A 21679-nucleotide genomic window follows, 5' to 3' on the forward strand; every position below is an offset into this window, starting at 1 on the left:
CTCCGAAAGTGGACGCGATCAGAACGTGGACTGGACCCCGGCGTTGGGTCGGCCCGTCCTCTTCCTCAATGCCCGAGGTGGTAGTCGGCGGGGTCGAGGCGGCGGGTGAGGCGGCGGTAGCCGGTCATGGAGCCGGGCCAGTTGTTGGTGTTGCGGTGGTCCGCGTCCAGGTACCAGCTGTCGCAGCCGCCCCGGTTCCACACCGTGGTGGACAGGCGGCGTTGGGCGGCGGTGTCGAAGGCGTCGAGGACATCGGCGCGCACGTCCATGGAGGTGACGCCGCCGGCGAGGAGGCGGGCGGCCTGGACGATGTGGGCGGCCTGGCTTTCGAGCATGTGGACGATCGATCCGGAGCCGACGTTGGTGTTCGGCCCGTACATCAGGAAGAAATTGGGGAAGCCCGTGACGGCGAGGCCGAGGTAGGCGCGGGCACCCTCCTTCCAGGCGGCGTTGAGTTCGGTGCCATGGACGCCGATGACGCGCATGGGGGCGACGAAGTCCTGGGAGCGGAATCCCGTGGCCCAGATGAGGGTGTCGAAGGTGTGGTGGTCTCCGTCGGCCGTGCGGGCGCCATGCTCGGTGACGTCGGTGATGGGGCTGTCGACGACGGTGACGTTGGGCCGGTTGAGGACGTCGTAGTAATCGCTTGAGGTGAGGATGCGCTTGCAACCGGGCTCGTAACGCGGAGTGAGTCGCCGTCGCAGCCGCGGATCGCGGACCGACCGCAACGCGTACCTGCACAACGCGCGGATCGGGGCCGACAGAAGCGTCCGCCCGCGCGGGGAGATCAGTGCGGGATTGAGCATGAGTTCGAACCACAGGAAGATGCCGAACCTGGACAGCTTCTGCGCGAGGGGGAGGCGGCGGTTGAGGGTGTGCCGCCAGCGGGGGTAGACGCGGTCGGGTTTGCGGCTGATCCAGTGCACCTCGATCTGGAAGACCGTCAGGTGCCGGGCGGTGGGAGCTATGTGCGGGACGAACTGGATCGCGCTGGCTCCGTTGCCGACCACGGCGATCCGCTTTCCGTCCAGGTCACGGTCGTGCTCCCAGCGGGCGGAGTGGAACATCGTCCCGGCGAACCGGTCCTGGCCGGGCAGCCGCGGCACGGCCGGGTTCGAGAGCTGACCGCACGCCGCCACGAGCAGGTCGAACTCGCTCGTCCGGCCGTCGGCGGTGTGGACGCGCCATCTGCCGGACGCCGCGTGGAAGTGGGCGTCGGTGACCTGGGTGCCGAAGCGGAAATGCGATGTGAGGCGGTACTTGGCGGCGCAGTGCCGGAGGTAGGCGAGGATCTCGGGTTGCTCGGCGAACCTGCGCGACCAGTCGGGCTTGGGCTCGAAGGAGTAGGAGTACAGGTGGGACGGGGCGTCACAGGCGGCGCCGGGATAGGTGTTGTCTCGCCACACGCCGCCGAGCCCATCGGCCTTGTCGAAGATCGTGAGGTCGTCGAATCCGGCCTGTTTCAGGGCGATGGCCAGGCCGATGCCGCTGAACCCGCTGCCGACGACGGCTATCGAGAACTCTTTACCGACACTCATGTCGGTTAGGGTGGCCCGCATCGAGGAGGGAGTCAAGGCGATGGGCGAGAAACCGCCCAGGACGCGGATGCGGGCACCGGCGCGCCGGGCGGCCATCACGGCGGCGGCGCTGCGGGTATTCGCAGGCAAGGGCTACAACGGCGCCTCGCTGGGCGAGATCGCCGCGGAGGCCGGAGTCGCGCGGACGGTGATGTACGACCATTTCCCGTCCAAGCGGGTTCTGCTGCTGGCGGTCATGCAGGAGCAGAACGCCGCCCTGATGAGACACGTCGGTGCGCGCATCACGTCGTCGGGTTCGGCCGACGAGCGCATGCGGTCGACGGTGGACGCCTATTTCAGCTTCGCCGAAACGGGGTCGGCAGGGCGCAGGCTGCTGTTCGACCAGGCGGACGAGGACGACCCGGAGATCCGCACCGTCCGCGAGGGCATCCGCCGGTCCCGCGCGCACGTCGTGACGGTGCTGCTCGTGGACGACATGCGGACGGTCGGGGTGGATCCGCACGAGCCGATCGCCGAGGCGATGGTCGAGCTCATCATCGCCGGACTCGACGGCGCTGCGCAGTGGTGGGAGCGCAACCCCGACATGCCCAGATCGAGGCTGGTGGAGGGGGTGACGCGGCTTCTCTGGCAAGGGCTGAGACGTCCCGCCTAGCGCGCCGGCGCAGTGCGCCGCCCGATGAACCCGATGCGGAATGGGCCTTGACGCCCCGCGGCGGCGTGCTCATAGTGGGGGCCCACTGCAACCGACACAAGTGTCGGTTATTCCATCCCAAGGAGCGCGCCGTGGAGGACAGGACTCCATCGCAGCCCGAGTCAACGCAGCCCGAGTCATCGCCCCCGCCGTCGCAGGACGCGCAGCCGGGGAACCAGGGCGGGGTCGGCCGCCGCCGGTTCGTCACCGGGGCGCTGGCGACCGCCGGAGCGTTCGCCGCGGCCAGGGCCCTCGGCCCCGGACGCGCCGCAGCGGCGACGCCCGGTGCCCGCAGCGCCCCCCGAACCGGGAAGGCGGCCGCGGCCGGGCGCCGCGTGGCGATCTTCGGTGGCGGGATGGGCGGGCTGTCGGCCGCCCACGAACTCGCCGAGCGCGGCTTCCAGGTCACCGTCTACGAACGCAAGGCGTGGGGCGGCAAGTGCCGCAGCATGCCCGTGCCGAACACCGGAAGCGGAGGCAGGCAGGACCTGCCGGGCGAGCACGGGTTCCGGTTCTTCCCCGGCTTCTACCAGAACCTGCCCGACACCATGGGCCGGATCCCGCTGCCCGGCGGCGGGAAGGCCCTGGACAATCTCGTCGCGGGCAAGGAGGTCGCCGCCTTCTACAACGGCACCAAGTTCACCCTCCCCGCGGCCGGCTCCATCGAGGGGACCCTCAGCCCCGACTCGCTGCTGGCGTTCCTCAACACAGCGGTCAACCTGGTGGGCGCGGTGCCCGCCACCGAGGTCGCGTACTTCCTGCAGAAGATGATCGGGTTCGTCACCAGCGGGCCGGAGCGCCGCTACAAGCAGTGGGAGAACATGAGCTTCTCCCAGTTCGTGCACGCCGAGAAGATGTCCAAGCCGTACAACGAGCTGCTGGTGCAGATGTTCACCGGCACCCTCGTGGCGGCCAAGCCCGACAAGGCCAACGCCCACACCATGGGTCTGATGGCCGAGGCGTGGGTGTACAGCACCCTCGGTCTCGGCGGCTACAAGGCCCCCGACCGGCTGCTCAACGCCCCGACCAACGATGCGCTGATCGACCCGTGGATGACCCATCTGAAGTCCCTCGGCGTCGTCTTCCAGCCGGACGCGACGCTGACCGGCCTCACCGTCACCGACAAGAAGATCAGCGGCGCGCAGGTGGCCGGGACGAACGGCACGAGCACTGTCGACGCCGACCACTACGTGCTGGCGGTGCCGGTCGAGCGGGCCGTTCCGCTGCTGAACGACGGCATCCTCGCCGTCGACCCGTCCCTGAAGTCGTTGCGGGAACTGACGACCGACTGGATGAACGGGATCATGATCTACCTGCGGCAGCCGATCTGCCTGGCGCGCGGGCACGTCGCCTACGCCGGGCAGCCATGGGCGCTCACCTCGATCGGCCAGGCGCAGTTCTGGAAGAGGAAGTTCGGCGCGACCTACGGCAACGGCCAGGTCAACGAGTGCCTGTCGATCGACCTGTCCGCCTGGGACGTCCCCGGCATCCTGTACGGCAAGGCCGCCCGAGACTGCACGTCCGACCAGGTCTTCAAGGAGGTCGTCGCGCAGCTGCGGAAGGCGATCCCCTGGGGGCCGGTGGTGCTGAACGACGCCAACATCCACTCCTACTTCATCGATCCCGCCATCACCGGCAACGGCACCCCGCAGGTCGCCAACGACGAGCCGCTGCTGATCAACAGGCCCAGTTCCTGGAACCACCGGCCCGAGGCCACCACGGCGCTGCCGAACCTGTTCCTGGCCTCCGACTACGTCCGGGCCGGCATCAACCTGGCCACCATGGAGGCCGCCAACACCGCGGGACGCAAGGCCGCCAACGCGATCCTGGACGCCTCCGGCGCGGGCGGAACCCCGGCCAAGATCTTCAACATGTACCTGCCCCGGGAGTTCCAGGGCTTCTACGACGATGACGACCGCCGGTTCAAGGCCGGTCAGGCCAACGCCTTCGACTTGTGGGACCCCGCGAAACCGTAGCAGGAGACCGCCGCCCGCGACCCTGCCCAGCGCGCCGAACGGCAGGGCCGCGGGCGGCCCGGAAGGTCGCGCCATGCACCCCGGCTTCCAGGCACTCGCCGCCCTGTCCACCGGCATCTACTTCAGCGGGCTCACCTACTTCAAACTGACCGCCGCCGACATGCCTCCGCTGCGCGGGTCCCGGCCCTGGCACCTGGTCAGGGAACTGCTCGGCAACCGGATGTGGGTCGCCGGCTCCGTCTTCATCGCCGTCGGCGCCGCCGTCCAGACCGTTGCCCTGACCAGGCTCTCACTGTTCCAGGCGCAGCCGATGTTCCTGGCCGGGCTGGCGATCCTGCTCGTCTTGGCCGTCCCGATCCTGCGCGAGCGCCTCACATCGCGCGAATGGGGATGCGTGCTGCTCCTCGGCATCGCAACGGCCCTGTTCGCACATGCCGTGCCCGCCGACGAGGGGGCGGCTCCCGGGATCGCCCTGCCGGGCGCTTCGCTCGTCGTGGCCGTCGCGCTGCCGTCCCTGCTGGTTGCGTCTGCGGGATTCCTTGCGAGCGACCTCTCGCGCAAGGGAGCGCACGCCCGTCCATTGACCGGCGTCGCTCTCGCCATCAACGTCGGCATCCTCACTGGCACCGGGGAGGTGCTGCTGACCGGCGCCGCCGACATCGTGAACTCGGCCCGAGTGCTCGCCACCACGCCTTACCTCTACCTCTTCGCGGTCACCGCGCTGCTCGCCCTTGGCCAGCTCCAGATCGCGCTGCAACGCAGCCGCCTGGCAATCGTCGGACTCGTCGCCACGGCGACCGCCAAGACCTACCTGCTCATCGTCGCCACGGTCCTCTACGGGGAAGGGTGGCCCGACCACCGTGCCCAGACCATCGTGGCCCTCGCGCTGTCGGTGCTGGCGGTCGCCGCCGTCCCTCATCACGAGCGCCGGACGCCTCCCTCCCGGCTCGACCGCTCGCCCTGCATCCGATGACGGCGCCGATCTTCCAGCACCTGCACTCACCCGGCCCATGGCCGGACCGCACGACGATGCGGCGTCTCCGGCGTGCGCTCCCGGACGTCGCGGCCGAGGCGGCGAGCGCGGCACGGGCCCAGGTAGTCCCTTACGCGTGGGGGCGCCGTCCGGTCACCGTGATCTGCTCCATGCCCTCCGCCACCACCTCGGTCTCACACCGCGGCGCGGCGGCATGCTCGTCCGGCGATGCTCGGTGACCACCCGTCCGTCGTCGGGCCCACCGTGGAGGTCGCCCGCGCCGTCCTGTCGCTTCGGCTGGCCCGCCGTGGCCTGGAACTGCCGCCGTCCGCCACGATGAACGGGCCGGTGCACGTCAACCAGCACATCCCCACGCTGCTGCTCGTCCAGAACCCGGAACTGGCCCGCAGCCTCGCCGACCGCAAGCTCGCGCCTCTCCGCCGCCTCCGCCCTGCGCAACGGCACCGCATGGCCGAGACCCTGCCGGCCTGTTTCGAATGCGGGTTTAACGGCAGCAGCACCGCCGCCCGCGTGCGCACCCACCCGCAGACTGTCCGGAACCGCATCCGCCGGCTGCGTGACCTGCTGGGGCCGGACCTGCACGACGCCGCACACGCCTTGGACTACCTCATGGCACTGCACACCTGGCGCCTGCTACCGGAGAACCGCGGCGATCGGATGGCGTCGCTGTGATCACTCGTCGCGAGGAAGGGCGGCCTCGGCGGGCCAGTCGGTGGGGCAGGGGGCGTCCATGGCCCGCAGGATGCGTTGGGCGGCGGCGGCGATCTGGCGCTGCTGCGCCTTGGTGAGCGGGTCGAAGAACAGGCGGCGGACCTCTTCGACATGGCCGGGCGCGGCGGCCGTCACCTTGTCCCGGCCGCTGTCGGTGAGGACGGCGAGGGTGTAGCGCCCGTCGGACGGATCCGGGCGGCGGCTCACCCATCGTCGCTTCTCCAGCCTGCCGACGACGTTGGACAGCCGGGAGAGCGTGCTGCCGGTGTACTGGGCCACCTCGCTCATCCGCAAGGTGCCCTCCGGCGCCATCGACAGTGAGGACAGCACGAGGTAGTCGAAGTGGCTGATGCCCGCGTCCCGCTGCATCTGGGTCTCCAGGGCGGCGGGCAACTGGGTGAGCACGTAGGCGAAGGCATACCAGTTCTGCTGCTCGTCCACGTCGAGCCAGCGAGGTTCCCGGCGGTCCTGCGGATCTTCCATGTCCTCACCTTAGCTTCAACGGTGAAGTCATGTGCGGTCCACTGTCCAGCTTCACGCGTGAAGTCGCTTCACTTGAAGCTTAAAATGACCAGGTGCTATGTTCGCTTCAACCGTGAAGCTATCAAGGGAGCGTGGACAGGCGATGAACGTCGTGCTGTGGGTCGTCGCGAGCGTGCTCGCCGCAGGTTTCCTCCTCGCGGGCGGCATGAAGCTGGGCCGGCCGAAGGAGAAGCTGGCGGAGTCCGGTCTGGAGTGGACCGAGGATTTCAGTGCCGGCGTGGTCAAGGCCATCGGCGCGCTGGAGGTCCTGGCCGCGATCGGACTGATCCTCCCGGCGCTGTTCGGCATCGCGGAGGTGCTGGTACCGCTGGCCGCACTGGGCCTGGTGCTGATGATGATCGGCGGCGGGATCACGCACGCCCGCCGCGGGGAGGCGTCGTCGATCGCGGTCAACGCGGTCCTGCTGGTCTTGGCGGCCGTGGTCGTCTGGGGCCGGCTCGGCCCCTACTCGTTCACCTCCTGACCCGGCCGGGTCCACGCACGTCCGGCGGCGTGGCGGCCCCCGAGGTCCAAGTCCTAACAGGTACTTAGGAGTTCAGATGCCCACTCCATCGGGTCCCGTCCTTGCCCGGCGAAGCCCCTTGATCATCCCGGCGGGCGTGCTCGCCGCGATCGTCACCGCCAGCGCGGTCAATGCCGTCGTGGCTCTTCTCGCCCGCGCCCTCGCTGACAAACCTGACCACTTCGGACCGTTGAATCCGGGCTCGTACATCTTCCTGACCGCGGTGGGCATCGTGGCCGGCGCCGTCGGCTGGGGCGTGGTGCGCAGAGTGTCGAAAGACTCGCAGGCCCTGCTCCGCCGGCTCGTTCCGACCGTGGTCGTGGTGTCTTTCGTCCCGGATTTCTTCCTGTTCGGCGAAGGCGGTCCGGTCGGTGTCGCGGCCCTTCTCGTCATGCATGTGCTCGTCGCGTTGATCGCGGTCACGGTCTACCGCAAGGTCATGCCTTTGACCCCCGAGTGATGTCGTGCTCGGGGGCGGCGGCGTGTCCGGGGCACTAGCGCCTGGCCAGGGTCCTGATGGAGTACTCCCACAGCCGGGTGGCGGCCTCGGCGTCCAGCGCGTGGGCGGCGACACCCCCATGTGGGTCATCTGAGTGGAGCGGCAGGGCCTCGTTGCAGTCCTCGAAGTAGCGGCCAGTGACTCCCGTGAGGAGTGGAGAAGCGGCGACGAGAACGGAGGTCGCCGCACCCTGCTCCACCGTCTTCCACGGCAGTGTCGGCGCACCACTCGCCTCGAACCGCGCCAGTAGTTCGGGGTCGACATGGCGCATCAGGTTGGTGCGGACCACGCCGGGCATGACGGCGTTGACGCTGACGCCGGTCCACCGCTTGGCGGCCTCGACCGCGAACAAGGCGTTGGCCGTTTTCGACTGTCCGTACGCGGCGTTCGGTTCGTACGGGCGTTTCTCGTAGTGGATGTCGTCGAAGACGGCGGGTGAGAGCCGATGCTGCGAGGAACTGACCGAGACGATCCGCGCGTCGCCGGCGGTGGTGAGCGCAGGGTAAAGGCCGGTGGCCAGCGCGAAGTGGCCCAGGTGATTGGTCGCGAAGTGCAGTTCCCGGCCTTGCGGGGTGCGGGTCAGCGGCGGGCCCATGATCCCCGCGTTGCCGACCAGGATGTGCAGGGGACCTTGCCAGCCGGCGACGAACGCCGCGACCGACGTCTGGTCGGCCAGGTCGAGCGGTGCGGTGAGGACCTGCTTGTTGCCGGTGCCGTCGATGATGTCCCGCACCGTGCCGTGGGCCGCCAGGGGATTGCGGACCGCCAGTGTCACCTCGGCCCCCGCGCCGGCCAGCGCACGGGCGGTCTCGACACCGATGCCGGACGCGCCGCCGGTGACGATGGCCCGGCGGCCGGTCAGGTCGATGCCGGTCATTACCTCGGCGGCGGTGGACTCGCCGTTGAACGGTGTGGTGATGCGTGCGCTCACGGTCGTGATCCTTTGCGAGATGGTCAGGCGGAGACCAGCTGTTCGGGCCGGTCGCGGCGGGTGTGGAGATCCCAGTAGAGCTGGGCGATGTCGTCCGGGTCCGCGTGCGGGACGCCTTCGGGGGCGGTGGTACTGGGGAGGAGGTTGATGGCCACTGTCGCAGCGTGAACCCCCCGCTCGGCGAGCGTGTTGTGGAGGTTGAAGACCCAGTTGCGCAGGGCGGCCTGAGCCGTGTTCAGGGTGGCGAGCATCGGATAGGGGTTGATGGCGCCGCCACCCGTCGTGTACAGCAATGTCCCGGAGCCGGCCGCCAGCATGCCGGGCAGCACCGCCTGGGTGGCGGCGACCGCGCCATAGAGAAGCTGCTCGATCGCGGGCTGGAGGTTGTCCACGGTCACGTCGGGCGGGTCGACCATGGTCAGGCCGCTGTGCGGGGAGTACTCCAGGACGTCGATCGCGCCGAACCGCTCGGCGGCCTGGGACAGCGCCGCGGTCAGCTCGGTGCGGTCGGAGACGTCGGCAGGGAAGCCCTCGGCGGTGATGCCGGACTCGGCCAGCCGGGTCACGAGGGTGTCGAGCTTGTCCTTGCTGCGGGCGATCAGGGCGACCTCGAAACCGTGGCCGCCGAAGGCCTTGGCGATCGAGAGGCCCATTCCCGGGCCGGCTCCGACGATGGCGATGGTGGGCATGCGTCTGCTCCTGGTGTGCGTAGGGAAGCCTGCTTTGGCGCGGAAACCTGGGGCCGTGACTGGTGGCCTCACGCGAAACCGCAGCGCATGTGCGCCGGGGGTACCGGCCGTGACCGCCACCCGGCCGTCCCTGGTCCAGGCGGCTCCGCCGGTCCTCCATGTCCGCCACATTACTACAAGCTTGTAGTGATGAGCGAGTCGAGTCACTTTTAACGTGAAGTCATCTCGCTGGCGGGCGACTACAAACGTGAAGTGATCACGTCCACGGCCGGTTTGCGGACGCCCCCGCCCTCCGTTGCCGTCGGCCGGCGCTCCTGAGAACGGTGAGCAGATGTGCGACCTCCGCGGAGACGGCCTCGCGGGCCGGGCCGAGGTACTTGCGCGTGTCCGCGGTGCCGGGAAGACCGGCGAGGCGGGCGCGGACGGTCCTGGTGAAGGCGTCGTTGGGCCGGGTCGCAATATTGATCTTGGTCATTTCGGCGTTCACGGCGCGGGCCAGATCGGCGTCGGAGAGTCCGCTCGACCCGTGCAGCACCAGCGGGACCGGCACCTCCATGCGGAGTCGCCTGATGAGGTCGAAGTCGAGGACGCCGTCCTTGCCTTCGGCCTCGCCGAGTTCGGCCTCGACCCAGACGCCGTGCTCGACCGCTTCCGCCACCAGGTCGGGCCGGGTGGCGTGGTCGAGGTGGTCCGCCACGGGCACCACGGCGGCGCGTGCCATGGACAGGCTCGCCGCCAGAATGGGCTGGAAGGCGCCGTGGTAGGCCAGAAGCTGGCTCCAGACCTCGCTGCGGGCGCCGCCGCCGCACCGCCGTGCGGGTCTCGGGATCTCGAAGCGCTCCCGGAGCGCATCGACGTGGAACCCGTGGTTGAACGCCGCGCCCTGGATGACGGCTCTCATCACCTCGTCCTGGTCGTGCCATCCACGCAGGTCGGTCAGCGCCGCCTCAAGTGTCGCGGCGTGCGGGGAACCGTAGAGGAACGGTAGATATGTCGGTGCGTCGGCGGGGCCCGGCGTGTGAGGGCGGTGCCGGCGCCCTTGAGGTCGGCGGCGAAGTCGGGGGAGCCGTCGGGGTGCCAAGGGCCGAACTGGCGCACCGCCCAGTCCAGGTTCGTCGCGCCTGACGGCGAGGTCGACATGTGCAGCCATTGCCGCGGCCTGACGAACGACCTGGCCTGCCAGCGGGAATCGATGCGCGGCTCGTCCGCGACGACCTGGTTGATGCTGAACGTGCCGAGACCAGGCTGAGCGAGCCGGGTGCGGCGGCCCCCACACCGATGGCGGCCGCGTCCACGTCGTGCGCGCCGGTAACCGCCGTTCCGTCGGCGCCTGGTCGGGTGTAGCCGGCAGCTTGGCCGGTCAGGCGGAGACGGGCTCCGGGTGCGCATCGTCGAAGGGCGGATAGCTCTCGTCGCCGGTTCGCTCGGCGGCATCGATGTAGTCGGCAAGGGCGTCGCGGGATCGGGCGAGCCTGTCCATCTGATCGTCCAGCCGCCGCAGCCGTGACCGCATCGCGGCCAGCAGTTCGGGACACCCGAGCAGTTCCGGGGCCTCGCCGACCGCACAGGGCAGCAGGTACGCGATGTCCTCAGAGGACAAACCGGCACCGAGCAGGTGACGGATCTGCTTCACGCGCAGCACGGCGTCCTCGTCGTACTCGCGGTAACCGTTCGCGCCGCGGTCCGCCTCCAGCAGGCCCTGGGCCTCGTAGTAGCGCAGCTGATGGGCGTTGACGCCCGTCCGACGACTCAGTTCCCCGATCCGCACCGAGACCTCACTTGACCTTCACACCGGTATCAACGTTGACGATGCTGCCATGAACAACAGAACCGATACACCCGTGACGGTCCTCGGACTCGGACTGATGGGCCAGGCCCTCGCAGGCGCCTTCCTGAAGGCCGGGCATCCCACGACCGTGTGGAACCGTACGGCATCCAAGGCCGACCGGTTGGTGGCCGAGGGGGCGCGGCCGGCGCCGACGGTCGGCGACGCGCTCAGAGCAGGCTCCCTGACGATCATCTGCCTGACCGACTACCAGGCCGTGCGCGAGTTGCTCGGGACGAGCGATATCAAGCTGGACGGCACGACGCTGGTCAATATGACGTCGGGCGACTCGGCCCAGGCTCGGGAGACCGCCCAATGGGCTCAGCAGCGCGGCGCCCATTACCTGGACGGCGCCATCATGGCCATCCCGCCGGCGATCGGGACCGAAGAGGCGGTGATTCTGCACAGCGGGCCGCGATCGGACTTTGAGGCGCATCGGTCAACACTCGAAGCGCTCGGCACCGTCACCTACCTTGGTGCGGACCATGGGCTGGCGTCCCTGTACGACGTGGCAGGCCTGGCCATGATGTGGAGCGTCCTGAACGCCTGGCTCCAGGGCACCGCGCTGCTGGGGACGGCCGGTGTCGACGCCGCAACGTTCGCGCCGTTCGCGCGGCAGATAGCCGCCGGTGTCGCCGAATGGCTTCCCGGATATGCCGAGCAGATCGACAGCGGCTCCTTCCCGGCCGAGGTGTCGGCCCTGGAGACCGACGCGCGGGCGATGACGCACCTGATCGAGGAGAGCGAGGCGGTGGGCGTCAACGCCGAACTACCGAAGTTGATCAAGGCGATGGCCGACCGCGCCATCGCCGCCGGACACGGGGCGGAGCAGTACCCCGTGCTGATCGAAGAGTTCGGCAGACCCCGCGAAGACTGACCGGGCCCGGTGACCGGCACGGCCGGTCACCGGGAGAGCATCTGATCCCCAAGCGTCGGGCAGACAGTCGTGTGCGGTTGTGTGACACTCGCTGAAGGTCGGCGGTCGTGCACGGGCGTGCCGGTTGCTTTCGTGCTCCGGACGGGGGGCGGGTCGTGCCGAGGTGGGGGAAGGTCTCGATCGCCACGGTCCTCCCGTTGGCCGCCGGGGCGCTGGCCTGGTGGGTGTGCGCGGTGATCGGCGTCGATCCGGACGCCAGCGGGATCGTGGTGGGCCTGGTCGTGCTGGTGCCCGGGACGCCGCTGGTCATCTGGGCCGGTCAAGCGGAGGCTTCCCCTGCTCCGCGCTCCCGCCCGGTACCCGCCGTCATCGGAGACGTTCCGCGCGAGCCGAGGGCGTTCCAGCCGCGTCCCGATCTTCTGGCGAGTATCGAGGCGGTGTTCCGCGACGGCGGGGCCGCGACGGTCTGTGCCCTGGTGGGGGCGAGGGGCGTCGGGAAGACCCAGATCGCGGCGGCGTACGCCAGGGACTGCGCCGCACGGGGAGTCCCGGTCGCCTGGTTGCACGCCGAGACCGAGGGACAGTTGACCGTATCGCTGCATCTGATGGCGGCCGAGCTCGGGCTCCGGGGGGCTGCCGACGATTCCACGGCGGTCGTCCGCAAGCTCAGGGCCTGGCTGGAGGACCGGGACCAGCCCTATCTGGTGGTGCTGGACAACGCCGACGACCCCGACATGCCGGCGTTCCTGCTGCCGGCCAGGGGCGGCGCACGGGTGCTGATCACGACGAACGACATGGCTTTCGAGCGGATCGCGGCACCGCTGCCGGTCGCGCGGTTCACCGCCGCCGAGGCCCGCCGGTACCTGCGCGACCGGGTCGGCGGGTCCGGCGACGAGGACCCGGCCGGAGAGCTCATCGAAGAGCTGGACCGGCTCCCGCTGGCCCTGTCGATCGCCGCCGCCGCGCTCGTCGGCCCGCCACGCGTCGGCTATGGCTCCTACCTGGCCCGGGTCCGCCGCACTCCGGTGGACGTCCTGCTGGACAGGCCGAGGGGCGAGCCCTACCCGCGGGGCGTCGGGCAGGCGATCACGCTGGCCCTGGACGGCGTCGGCCCGCCGGCCCGCCGGCTTCTCGGGGAGCTGGCGGTGCTCTCGGCGTCGGGTGTGAGCCTGGAGATCCTGGGACCCGAGGCCGACGGCGCGCTTGCCGGGCTGGGCGCGGTGTCGCTGGTGGCCTTCACCCGGGACGGATCGACCGCGCTGGTGCACCGTCTGGTGCGCCGGGTGGTCCGGGACGGGGCCGTCCGTGACGGCGTGCTCCTGCCGCTGATCGAGAGCGCCGCGCTACGGCTGCGGTTCGTCGAGCGGATCGCCGAGGAGGACACGGGCAGGAGGCTGCCCACGATCCTGGCGGTGGACGAGCACGCGACCGCCTTGTGGGAACCTCTGGAACCGCTCCTGGACCAGAACGCCGAGCAGGCCCGGGCTGTCGCCGAAACGCTGCTCAAGGTCCGCCACGCGACCGCGGAACATCTCCTCTACCTCAATGACGGGGCCCGAGCCATTCCGGTTGCGCAGGCCGTCGTGGATGGATGGGAGAAGGTCATGGGCCCCGACCATTGCAAGACCCTGGATGCCACGTACACGCTTGCGCACGCATATGAATTCGCCGGCCTGGCCGCCGAGGCCGTGGACCTGTTCGGGGACCTGGTCGCCCGGCGGGCCCGGATCCTGGGCGAGGGCGCGCCCGAGACGCTGCGGGCGCAGGCCGGGCTGGCATCGGCGCTCACCACGGCCGGCCGCGCGGACGAGGCGGTGCTCCTCCTGGAGACCGTCGTGGCCGCCCAGTCGCGGACGCTGAGCACCGACCATTCCGATCTCCTCGCCTCCCGGTTCTTCCTCGCCTACGCGCTGGTGGAGACCGGGCAGCCCGACCGGGCGGCGGAACTGTTCGAGACGCTTGTCTCCGACCAGGTGCGGCTGCTGGGCGCCGACCATCCCGAGACGCTGGTCGTCCAGGGGCGGCTGGCGTGGGCCTACCGCCACGCGGGAAGAGCCGATGAAACCGTCGCGCTCTACGAGCATGTCCTGCCGCGCCAGGAACGCGTCATCGGGGCCGACCACCCGGACACCTTGATAACCGTGCACGGCCTGGCGTTCGCCTACGAAGCCGCCGGACGGACCGCGGAAGCGCTCGCCCACTATGAGCGCGCCGCGGATCGCTTGGAAGCCGTCCTCGGCCCCGACCAGCCCTGGACTCTCACCGCCGCCCGGGACCTGGCGCGGGCACGCCGGCTCGCCGCCTCCGGCTGATGGACGGTGACTTCCTTCACGAGGTCAGAGCGATCGATCGGGGTCTTGGCGAGAAACGATCCTGTCGCCGTTGAGGATCGCCGCCGTCAGGACGGTTTCCTCGCAGTGGCGCAGATAGAAGCTGAGGCCATCGGTTCCCCAGGGGGAGGTGGCCTGCCGTTCCAGCCACTGGATCATTTCGATCAGCATGTTCCAGTGGGTCGGGCCATGAAGCTCCTGGCGGGACGTGAGGACCCAGGCGGGGAAACGTCCTTGCCGCAGGGCCAGTTCGGAGAACTCGACACCGCCGATCCGCGCATCTGCCGGGCCCCGGCGCGCCAGCAGCGGATCCGGTTGAGTTTCCCAATCGTCGGCCGAGTCCCGGCCGGGGTCGTCATCACCGACGTACACCATTGGATAGTCGGTCACAATGGTGAACTTCTTGGGCTCTGGAGCGAGCCCAAGATGCCAGCGGAGTTCGGTGAGTTCCTCGTCGGGAAGGTCGGTCGGAAGCTCGGCGGTGAGCAGCAATTCGTAGAGATCGGCCATGCCGCGCCAGCCTAGTCTCGTGGACCGCCTCGCTCGAAGCGGTTGTCAGGGGAGGGCGGCGGTCAGGCGGGCGCGCAGGGCGGCCATTCGGTCGGGGGAGGCCGCGAAAGTCGTGGGCAGCTCCCTCTCGGCGAGGATTTCGAGGAGGATCGCGAACTGCCGCGGGTCCTCGTCCGCGAGCAGTTCGTCGGCGTGCGGCACGGTGAGGGCGGGACGGTCGAGGTCGCGCAGGCAGTCCAGGAACGCGTCCCAGTTGTGCCCGAAGTGGGCGGGGAAGCCGAGGGCCCGCGCCGCCTCGCGGAAGAAGGCGGCGCGGGTCCGGCAGGCGTGCCCGTCGACGACGGCCGGCACCGGGTCGCTGGTGAGCGTCAACCAGGGTGGCGGCGAGGTCATCGGACGGGCTCCGTTCTAGGAGATCTTGTAGAAGTTGGAGTAGTGGTCCGGGGAGAAGTAGACCGTACCGGTGCTGCTGTGGACGATCCGGTAGGCGTCCCGCGAGGCGCCTCTCGCGCGCGAGTAGACGTCGTACTCGTGGTAGGAGGCGCTGGTGGGGAGCTGGCCGTCGTAGTTGTGGTAGACGCCGCCAGTGTAGTTGTACCGGCCGTCCGGCCAGGAGTACCAGCCCGACGTGGACGGCCATCCCTTTCCGGCCCACACCGACGCGGCGTCGCGGCCGTCGGAACAGGGTGAGATCGTGCACGAGTTGTAGACGGTCGCACTGGCGGGGACGTTGGCGGCGACGCCCATCGCGCATGTCGCGGCGACCAGGGTGACGGCCGCCCGTTTCGTCCAGGACGGTTGGGAGCGCTTGCTGAGCACAGGTCCTCCTACGAGCGAGTACCTCCGGGGGGATCACCCCCTTTCCCCGGACCGGACCACGCCGGAATCGGGGCGGACAACCGCCATGATGACCTTGACTTCATGAATTGTCAGTAGTGGGGGTTGTTGGTCTGGGGGATTTCGATGCTGATCGGGTAGTCGGCCCCGGACAGGAGGAGCAGGACTCCCTGGCGGATGATCTCGTCGAAGGCCCAGTAGACCTCCCGCAGTTCCTTGGGCGCCCTGGTGATGTCGAGGACGCCCTCGCGGACGGCGACGAACGGCGGCCAGAGGTTCTCGAAGATCGGGTCCCACACCGGTTCTCTGGGGATCTTCAGCCACCCGGCGATCTCGTCACCGAGCACGTAGCGGGTGAGCGCGCCGAGGATGTGCTTGGTCAGGACGCCGCCGTCGACGAAGGCGGCGAGGTTGAGTAGCATGTCGGCGAGCTTGATGCCCTCGGCGGTGGGGGCCAGGACCGGGTCCAGGACCTGTGCGGCCTGGGCGTCGGCCTCGTCCCACGACTTGGGGATGTACTCGTCCAGGATGCCGAGCATGTGCGCGGTCAGCTGCCAGGAGTGCAGGAAGGCCGCGGCCTCGTCGTCGGGGATCCGCACCTTCCACTTCGCCAGTTCCTTCATGACGGTCGTGGGGAGGCTGTGCCAGGTGACCATCATGTCGGCCTGGCTGATCGGGATCTTCTCGTCGGCGACCTTGGTCCAGTACGCCGACTTGGGCAGCAGGTGCCGCACGCCCGCGTGGGCGAGCCGCGTCTTGACGCAGGTCACGATCATCTCGCCGTCAGGCTGGAAGGCCTTCTCGGTGCCGATGTCGTAGCCGAGCTTGGCGGTCTTGGTGATGCGGTCCCTCATGTCCGCGCCGCCCTTGGAGTAGTAGACCGCGCGCGCCTCGTGGGGGATGGCCGTGCTCATCATCCCGCTTGCGAAGCCGTAGGTGACGCCGAGGTAGAGCCCGCGCTTCTGGTTGAACTCGAACGCTTTGGCGAGCTTGCCCTGGTCCGCCCATGACGGCAGCCTGCGGGCCTTGTCCAGGAAGTCGCGCAGGTCGGCGGGCAGGCCGTCCGGCAGCGGCTGGCCGTTCTTGGTCCAGGTCTTGAGCAGCCTGTTGACCTCGGGGACGTCGCCGCGGTCGATCAGGGAGGCGACGAGCGGGTCGGCTTCCCCGTCCCACACCCACTTGGGGTCGGCGCCCTCGCCCTCGCCCGCGATCGAGCCCTTGGGCGACCACGTCCACAGTGACGACGCCTTCGCGGGCGCCGCGACGGTCAGGGCGCCGAGTGCGCCCAGCGTCCCGCCCGCCATGAGCACGTTCCGCCTGCTGGGTTTCTCCATGCCTTCGCTCCTCCTCGGGGCCGAGAGCACTCCTGATACGATGAAACAGACTTCGCATCTGCGTATCAGGGCAGCGGCACTCATGACAGCACACGGTGTCGGCCCTCACAAGACCCAACGTGACGAATGTTCGCGATTGCGACAGAATTCAGTCGTTTCAGGAGGGGATCGTGGAACCTGTGCTGTCCTTCCTCATGACGTCCTCGGAGCAGGAGTCGCTGCTCGAACGCGCCTACGTCGACGCCGTCGAGCAGGTGGACGACCTGGACGAGGCCCGGGCGCGCGTGCTCGACGCGGCGTACGAGCAGTTCTCCCGGATGGGCATCCAGCGGTCCACCATGGAGGACGTGGCCCGGCGGGCGGGGGTCTCGCGGATCACGGTCTACCGGCGGTTCGCCACGAAGGACGCTCTCGTCCAGCAGGTGGTGCGCCGGGAGTTCCGCCGGTACTTCGACCGGTTCCTGACCGACATCGAGCAGGCCGGCACGGCCGCCGACCGGGTGGTGCTGGGCTTCGTGAGCTCGCTGCGCGCGATCCGCGGCAACCCGCTGATCGGCGGGCTGATGGCCACCGAGCCGGACACGGTCGTGCCCTCCATGATCAACGATGGCGGGCGGACCATGGCGGTCGTGCGGCGGTTCGTCGCGGGCCAGCTCCGCCGGGAGCAGCACGCCGGAAACGTGCCGGGCGACCTGGACGTCGACTTCGTGGCCGAGATGATGGTCCGGATCTCCGCCTCCTTCCTGGCGATCCCCAGCCACCTCGTCGACCTCGACGACGACGAGCAACTGGCCGCGATCGCCCGGCGGTTCCTGGTGCCCATGCTGGAACCGCGGGCGCCCCGGATCGGGCCGCCGGCCTCGTCCTGATCCCGAGTCACGACCTGGGACCGCGAGGACGAGGGGGCCGGCGCCGCCGGCCCCCTCGTCCCACGCGGAATCGACGACCGAGGGCCTTCGCTCAAGCGTCGAGCAGCAGCTTCGCGGCCACGGTTGTCCCGTCGGTGCGGATCGTGCCGGCAACGGCCTTCGCCCGTGCTCGGGTCTCGGAGGTCAGGGCCGTTGTGAGCGAGACCGACAGGGAATCGACGGTCGGGCTCCGGCCGTCGTGCGCCGCGCCGATGCCCAGCTCGGCGACCCGGGTGGCCCAGTACGGCTGGTCCGCGATCTGGGGCACCACGACCTGGGGCGCGCCGGCGCGCGCGGCCGTCGTCGTGGTGCCGGCGCCGCCGTGGTGCACGACGGCCGCCACCCTGGGAAACAGCGCCTGCTGGTTGACCTCGCCGACGGTGAAGCAGTCGTCGCCGTCGTCGATCGGGGCCAGGCCCGCCCAGCCGCGGGCGAGGAGCACGCGGCGACCGTGGGCGCGGATCGCCTCGATGGCCACCTTGGCGATGCCGTCCGGGGCGTGCGCGGCCATGCTGCCGAAGCCGGCGTACACCGGTGGTTCACCGGCGTCCAGGAACGCCTCCAGCTCGGCCGGGAGCGGGCGGTCGTCAGGCAGGATCCATGCCCCGGTCTGCACGATGTCGAGGTCCGTCCTGCCCTGCGCCGGCCACAGGGTCGGGTCCGCCGCCAGCCATGGCCGCTCGGTGAAGACGTGGTCGCGGACGTTGTCCACCGGGGGCAGCCCGATCGCCGCCCGATGCGTGTTGAGCGCCTCGCCGTACAGCGCGTTCACTCTCTCGGCGTCCTGCTTCCACAGCGCCCGGTTGTCGGTCTCGCCCTGCGGGGACGGCGTGCCCGGCCGGATGCCCGGCGGGAAGTGCCGCGACGGCAGTCCGAGGGTGTGGAAGCAGGCGAGCACATAGCGGATGCCCAGTTTCTCGGCCACGTCCCGTGCGCCGGCCGGCATCAGGCCGGTCGCCAGGATCGCGTCGCATCCCTCGGCCGCCGCGGTGAGCGTGGCGAACCGCGCGGCGACCAGCTCCGGAGCGAGCCGGAACGCGTCCTTGGCCGAGGGCGGCTTCGCGCCGGCGACCACCGAGCGCACCGTGGGGCCGAGCGGCACCAGCGGCACACCGGCACGTGCCAGCAGCACCGCGAACTCCTCGTCCGGTGGCGCGCACACCAGGGCGTCCGCGCCCAGTTCCCGCAGCCGCACCGCGAGTCCCACCAGCGGTTCGACGTCCCCGCGCGATCCCCACGTCGTCAACACCACACGCATTTCGCGTCCCCCATTTCCGCAGGTTCTGGTCTCGGCCGACAATCTTGAGGTACGACCCGGGTCTTGCCGCAAGCCCCCCGGTGCGCTATATGTTGGAAATGGCAGGGAGTGGGATCTCCTTGCCATTGCCTTTTACCGCCCTCTGCGGACCCGCGCGTCCGCCTCGCGAAGCGCGGCCTTTCACCTACGTGGGCCCCTGCGTGTCGTCGCCGATCTCCCGGCGGATCCGCGGACCGAGCCGTTTGCTCCGCCATTGCGTACGATCGAGCCGTTTTGACCGCTGCATGGCCGTGTATGGGCGAGCCGGGTCACTAGGGTGGAAGTCGATCGGGTGTGACGCAGTGCGGATCACGCCGTGCGAGGCGGTGATGGCTTCAGCGGCATCGAGCGCGGCAAGCGGGCATCGGCCGTCGCGGCTGCCCGCGGACACGACGAGTTTCGTGGGCCGGCGGCAGGAACTGGCCGAGGTCAGACGCATGCTGTCCGAATCGCGGATGGTGACCCTGTCCGGGGTCGGCGGGGTCGGCAAGACGCGGCTGGCCACGCGGACGGCCACGGTCGTGCGGCGGGCGTTCCCGGACGGCGTGCAGATGGTCGAGCTCGCCCAGGTGGAGAAGCCGGAACTGCTGATCACGACGGTCATGGAGGCGCTGGAGATCAGGGACCATTCCCATCGCCCGCCGATGGACGTGCTGGTGGAGCGCCTGCGGGACAAGCACGCGCTGGTGGTCCTGGACAACTGCGAGCACCTCCACCACGAGTGCGCGGTGCTGGCCGAGACGCTCCTGCGCTCGGCCTCGCAACTGCGCATCCTGGCCACGAGCCGCCACGTTCTGGGGATCTCCGGCGAGCAGACGCTCTCGGTGCCGCCTCTGTCGCTGAGCGGCCTCGACTCGTCCGGGACGGGCCGGACGCCGCCGATGCCGGAGGCGGTGGAACTGTTCGCCGACCGCGCCCGCTCGGTGGTCCCCGACTTCGCCGTCACCGATGCCAACCGGGCGGCGGTCGAGCAGGTCTGCCGCCGGCTGGACGGGCTTCCGCTGGCCATCGAGCTGGCGGCGGTGCGGCTCCGGGTGCTGTCGGTGAAGCAGTTGCTGGAACGGCTCGACGATCGTTTCCGGTTGCTCACCGGAGGATCGCGGACGGTGTTGCCACGGCACCAGACGCTGCGCGCGCTGATCGACTGGAGCCACCTGCTCTGCACCGAGCAGGAACGCGTGCTGTGGGCGAGGATGTCGGTCTTCACCGGCGGCTGCGATCTGGAGGCGGCCGAGGAGGTCTGCTCGGGCGACGGGATCGTCCGCGAGGAGGTCGTCGACCTGATCGCCGCCCTGGTGGAGAAGTCGATCCTGAGCCGTGAGGATCATGGGGGCGCGGTCCGGTACCGGCTGCTGGAGAGCATCCGGCAGTACGGCCGGGAGCGGCTCGCCGAGTCCGGGCAGACGGCGCGGTTCCGGCGCGGCCATCGCGACTTCTACCAGAGAATGGCGGCCGAAGCCCGCTTCAGGCTCTTCGGCCCCGGTCAGCCAGACTTGCTGGAAAGGCTGCAACTCGAACACGCCAATCTGCGCGCCGCACTGGAGTACTGCCTCTCCGACCCGGCAGAGGTCGAGGCCGCTCTGGGAATGGGCGCCGACCTTCTCTACCACTGGATCACCAGTTTCTACCTGACCGAGGGACGCGACTGGATGGACCGGGCGCTGGCCCTGGACTCCGGCGCGAACGAGGTCCGTGCCCGGGCGCTGTGGTCCAACAGCTGGCTGGCGATCATTCAGGGCGACCTGGACGACGCCGCCGCGATGCTGCGGGAGAGCCGGGCCATCGGGGAGCGGCTGGGGCGAGAGGAGATCCTGGGGTACGTGGTGCTGTACTCCGGGATGATCGCCATGTTCCGGCAGGACGCCGACACCGCGATCGGTCTCTACAAGGAGGCGGTGGAACGCCACACCGCCACCGGGGACCCGGTGGGCCATGCGCTGGCGCTGATCAGGCTCTCGCTCGCGCACTCCTTCCTGGGCGACTCGGCACTCGCCGTCTCCATCGGCGAGCAGGGCATCGCGGTGTGCGAGGCGCACGGCGAGGGCTGGCACAGGGCGTACGCGATGATGGCCCTGGGAGTGGAGCTGTGGCGGCAGGGCGATGCCGCCCGCGCCACCTCGATGGAGCAGGAGAGCCTGCGCTTCAACCGCTCGCTCGACGATCCTCTCGGCATGGGCGTCAATCTGGAGGTGCTGGCCTGGGTCGCCGCGGGCGAGAAGCAGTTCACGCGGGCGGCCCGGCTCCTCGGGATCGCCAAGGCGGTGTGGAAGGCGGTCGGCGCGGTCCTGTCCGGGTACGGGCACCTGATGCGGTACCACGACGCGTGCGTGGACGACACCCGCCGGGCCCTCGGCTCGGCGGCATTCCTCGCGGAGGTCGAGCACGGCGCGGATCTGCCCGACGGTGACGGCCTCGCCTACGCACTGGAGGAGACCGCGGCCACGGAAGCGGGGGACCGCGACGCCGGCCGTCCCTCCCCGCTGACACCGCGGGAAACGCAGATCGCCCGGCTGGTGGCGGAGGGGGAGAGCAACAAGAAGATCGCCGCCACGCTGGTGATCTCCCAGCGCACCGTGGAGGGGCACATCGAGCACATCATGAACAAGCTCGGTTTCAACTCGCGGGTTCAGATCGCCGGCTGGATCAACGAACACGACAGGGCCGCTGGGGCGGGGCCTGCCGGGTGA

Annotated in this window: 21 protein-coding genes; 10 read left to right on the top strand and 11 right to left on the bottom strand. The window is 69.9% G+C overall.

Translation table 11 applies throughout. The features are described 5' to 3' along the window. Nucleotides 1–65: 65 nt before the first annotated feature. Nucleotides 66–1538, bottom strand: coding sequence for a flavin-containing monooxygenase (locus ACQPZP_RS20680; RefSeq protein WP_433479232.1), 1473 nt, complete (start codon nt 1536–1538; stop codon nt 66–68). Between ACQPZP_RS20680 and ACQPZP_RS20685 the strand changes: the two genes are divergently transcribed. The 4 genes from ACQPZP_RS20685 (at nt 1537) to ACQPZP_RS20700 (ending at nt 5871) form a co-directional block, all read left to right on the top strand. After that, nucleotides 1537–2190: a TetR/AcrR family transcriptional regulator gene (locus tag ACQPZP_RS20685; RefSeq protein ID WP_433479233.1), complete on the top strand. Its 654-nt coding sequence runs from the start codon at nt 1537–1539 to the stop codon at nt 2188–2190. The two genes, ACQPZP_RS20680 and ACQPZP_RS20685, sit on opposite strands and share 2 nt — an antisense overlap. A 131-nt stretch (nt 2191–2321) precedes the next feature. Next, nucleotides 2322–4205 (top strand): hydroxysqualene dehydroxylase, encoded by a 1884-nt coding sequence (locus ACQPZP_RS20690; RefSeq protein WP_433479234.1) that lies wholly within the window; start codon nt 2322–2324, stop codon nt 4203–4205. A gap of 73 nt (nt 4206–4278) precedes the next feature. Next, nucleotides 4279–5178 (top strand): hypothetical protein, encoded by a 900-nt coding sequence (locus ACQPZP_RS20695; RefSeq protein WP_433479235.1) that lies wholly within the window; start codon nt 4279–4281, stop codon nt 5176–5178. Between the two features lie 228 nt (nt 5179–5406). Beyond that, nucleotides 5407–5871, top strand: a complete 465-nt coding sequence (locus tag ACQPZP_RS20700; RefSeq protein ID WP_433479236.1) for a helix-turn-helix domain-containing protein — start codon at nt 5407–5409, stop codon at nt 5869–5871. On the opposite strand, the gene ACQPZP_RS20705 is transcribed toward ACQPZP_RS20700, so the two are convergent. Continuing rightward, nucleotides 5872–6393 (bottom strand): MarR family winged helix-turn-helix transcriptional regulator, encoded by a 522-nt coding sequence (locus ACQPZP_RS20705; RefSeq protein ID WP_433479237.1) that lies wholly within the window; start codon nt 6391–6393, stop codon nt 5872–5874. Nucleotides 6394–6535: 142 nt separating this feature from the next. Here ACQPZP_RS20705 and ACQPZP_RS20710 point away from each other — a divergent pair, with 142 nt between their 5' ends. Together ACQPZP_RS20710 and ACQPZP_RS20715 are read left to right on the top strand one after the other, a co-directional pair. Continuing rightward, a complete protein-coding gene (locus tag ACQPZP_RS20710) occupies nt 6536–6916 on the top strand; it encodes a DoxX family protein (protein WP_433479238.1) in 381 nt (126 codons plus the stop codon). 136 nt (nt 6917–7052) lie between these two features. After that, nucleotides 7053–7415: a DUF6069 family protein gene (locus ACQPZP_RS20715; protein ID WP_433479239.1), complete on the top strand. Its 363-nt coding sequence runs from the start codon at nt 7053–7055 to the stop codon at nt 7413–7415. A gap of 34 nt (nt 7416–7449) precedes the next feature. Here the strand turns inward: ACQPZP_RS20715 and ACQPZP_RS20720 are convergent, their stop codons facing one another. The 4 genes from ACQPZP_RS20720 to ACQPZP_RS20735 form a co-directional block, all read right to left on the bottom strand. Continuing rightward, nucleotides 7450–8385, bottom strand: coding sequence for an SDR family NAD(P)-dependent oxidoreductase (locus tag ACQPZP_RS20720; protein ID WP_433479240.1), 936 nt, complete (start codon nt 8383–8385; stop codon nt 7450–7452). Between the two features lie 23 nt (nt 8386–8408). Continuing rightward, the gene (locus tag ACQPZP_RS20725) at nt 8409–9074 is read right to left on the bottom strand and encodes an SDR family oxidoreductase (RefSeq protein WP_433479241.1); all 666 of its coding nucleotides are present in this window, start codon (nt 9072–9074) and stop codon (nt 8409–8411) included. Between the two features lie 256 nt (nt 9075–9330). Then, nucleotides 9331–9975, bottom strand: coding sequence for a class II fructose-bisphosphate aldolase (locus ACQPZP_RS20730; protein WP_433479242.1), 645 nt, complete (start codon nt 9973–9975; stop codon nt 9331–9333). 459 nt (nt 9976–10434) lie between these two features. Further along, entirely contained in the window at nt 10435–10842 is a 408-nt protein-coding gene (locus ACQPZP_RS20735) for a MerR family transcriptional regulator (protein ID WP_433469467.1), read from the bottom strand. Between the two features lie 49 nt (nt 10843–10891). Here ACQPZP_RS20735 and ACQPZP_RS20740 point away from each other — a divergent pair, with 49 nt between their 5' ends. Then, nucleotides 10892–11776 (top strand): NAD(P)-dependent oxidoreductase, encoded by an 885-nt coding sequence (locus ACQPZP_RS20740; protein ID WP_433479648.1) that lies wholly within the window; start codon nt 10892–10894, stop codon nt 11774–11776. A gap of 155 nt (nt 11777–11931) precedes the next feature. Next, nucleotides 11932–14088 (top strand): tetratricopeptide repeat protein, encoded by a 2157-nt coding sequence (locus tag ACQPZP_RS20745; RefSeq protein WP_433479243.1) that lies wholly within the window; start codon nt 11932–11934, stop codon nt 14086–14088. Between the two features lie 24 nt (nt 14089–14112). Here ACQPZP_RS20745 and ACQPZP_RS20750 read toward each other — a convergent pair whose 3' ends face one another. The 4 genes from ACQPZP_RS20750 to ACQPZP_RS20765 form a co-directional block, all read right to left on the bottom strand. After that, nucleotides 14113–14616: a hypothetical protein gene (locus ACQPZP_RS20750; RefSeq protein WP_433479244.1), complete on the bottom strand. Its 504-nt coding sequence runs from the start codon at nt 14614–14616 to the stop codon at nt 14113–14115. 45 nt (nt 14617–14661) lie between these two features. Continuing rightward, the gene (locus ACQPZP_RS20755; RefSeq protein WP_433479245.1) at nt 14662–15009 is read right to left on the bottom strand and encodes a barstar family protein; all 348 of its coding nucleotides are present in this window, start codon (nt 15007–15009) and stop codon (nt 14662–14664) included. Nucleotides 15010–15024: 15 nt separating this feature from the next. Further along, complete coding sequence (locus ACQPZP_RS20760; RefSeq protein WP_433479246.1) at nt 15025–15435, bottom strand: ribonuclease domain-containing protein; 411 nt, start codon at nt 15433–15435, stop codon at nt 15025–15027. A gap of 110 nt (nt 15436–15545) precedes the next feature. Beyond that, nucleotides 15546–16787 (bottom strand): oxygenase MpaB family protein, encoded by a 1242-nt coding sequence (locus tag ACQPZP_RS20765; protein ID WP_433479247.1) that lies wholly within the window; start codon nt 16785–16787, stop codon nt 15546–15548. Nucleotides 16788–16957: 170 nt separating this feature from the next. On the opposite strand from ACQPZP_RS20765, the gene ACQPZP_RS20770 reads away from it, so the two are divergent. Beyond that, nucleotides 16958–17656: a TetR/AcrR family transcriptional regulator gene (locus tag ACQPZP_RS20770; protein ID WP_433479248.1), complete on the top strand. Its 699-nt coding sequence runs from the start codon at nt 16958–16960 to the stop codon at nt 17654–17656. A 91-nt stretch (nt 17657–17747) separates the two neighbouring features. Here ACQPZP_RS20770 and ACQPZP_RS20775 read toward each other — a convergent pair whose 3' ends face one another. Further along, nucleotides 17748–18953 (bottom strand): glycosyltransferase, encoded by a 1206-nt coding sequence (locus ACQPZP_RS20775; protein ID WP_433479249.1) that lies wholly within the window; start codon nt 18951–18953, stop codon nt 17748–17750. 368 nt (nt 18954–19321) lie between these two features. On the opposite strand from ACQPZP_RS20775, the gene ACQPZP_RS20780 reads away from it, so the two are divergent. Then, nucleotides 19322–21679 (top strand): LuxR C-terminal-related transcriptional regulator, encoded by a 2358-nt coding sequence (locus tag ACQPZP_RS20780; RefSeq protein ID WP_433479250.1) that lies wholly within the window; start codon nt 19322–19324, stop codon nt 21677–21679.

The sequence above is a fragment of the Spirillospora sp. CA-142024 genome (assembly GCF_050942325.1).
GTDB lineage: Bacteria > Actinomycetota > Actinomycetes > Streptosporangiales > Streptosporangiaceae > Spirillospora.